The sequence below is a fragment of the Flavobacterium granuli genome, assembly GCF_900129705.1.
GTDB classification, from domain to species: Bacteria; Bacteroidota; Bacteroidia; order Flavobacteriales; family Flavobacteriaceae; genus Flavobacterium; species Flavobacterium granuli.
In genome coordinates, this window is sequence record NZ_FQWO01000032.1 from 1 (window position 1) to 1211 (window position 1211).

General features: G+C 48.0%; 1 protein-coding gene. It reads right to left on the minus strand.

The features are described 5' to 3' along the window. The coding region (locus BUB25_RS16310) for a SprB repeat-containing protein (protein ID WP_211517663.1) at positions 1–1211 on the minus strand (1211 nt) is incomplete at both ends.

Consider the following 1211-nt stretch of genomic DNA (forward strand, 5'->3'; position numbering starts at 1 on the left):
TTGTCCACAGCGGCAGTCAAGGCAGCGGGTTGCGTTATGATTTGGTCGCCCAATACAATTACACAAGCAGGATTTGCCGCATCGCGAATCTGCACGCTATAAGTAGCATTGGCCAGAGCGCTGAAGTTCCCGCTAGTTTGCCAAGCTCCAGTGTTCAATCGGTATTCATAAGTTCCATAACCACCAGTTGGCGCAGTCACGGTAATAGTTCCATCATTGGCGCCATTACAAGTCACATTTGTTTTAGCTACAGCGGCAGTCAAGGCAGCTGGCTGCGTGATGATTTGGTCGCCCAATACAATTACACAAGTAGGGTTTGCCGCATCGCGAATCTGCACGCTATAAGTAGCATTGGCCAAAGCGCTGAAGTTCCCGCTAGTTTGCCAAGCTCCAGTGTTCAATCGGTATTCATAAGTTCCATAACCACCAGTTGGCGCAGTTACGGTAATAGTTCCATCATTGGCACCATTACAAGTCACATTTGTTTTGTCCACAGCGGCTGTTAAGGCAGCTGGCTGTGTAATTTCTTGGTCACCCAATACAATTACACAAGTAGGGTTTGCCGCATCGCGAATCTGCACACTATAAGTAGCATTGGCCAGAGCGCTGAAGTTCCCGCTAGTTTGCCAAGCTCCAGTGTTCAATCGGTATTCATAAGTTCCATAACCACCAGTTGGCGCAGTTACGGTAATAGTTCCATCATTGGCACCATTACAAGTCACATTTGTTTTGTCCACAGCGGCTGTTAAGGCAGCTGGCTGTGTAATTTCTTGGTCACCCAATACAATTACACAAGTAGGGTTTGCCGCATCGCGAATCTGCACACTATAAGTAGCATTGGCCAGAGCGCTGAAGTTCCCGCTAGATTGCCATGCTCCAGTGTTCAATCGGTATTCATAAGTTCCATAACCACCGGCAGGCGCAGTTACGGTAATGGTTCCATCATTGGCGCCATTACAAGTTACATTTGTTTTGGCCACAGCGGCAGTCAAGGCAGCTGGCTGCGTTATGATTTGGTCGCCCAATACAATTACACAAGTAGGATTTGCTGCATCGCGAATCTGCACACTATAAGTAGCATTGGCCAGAGCGCTGAAGTTCCCGCTAGATTGCCATGCTCCAGTGTTCAATCGGTATTCATAAGTTCCATAACCACCGGCAGGCGCAGTTACGGTAATGGTTCCATCATTGGCGCCATTACAAGTTACATT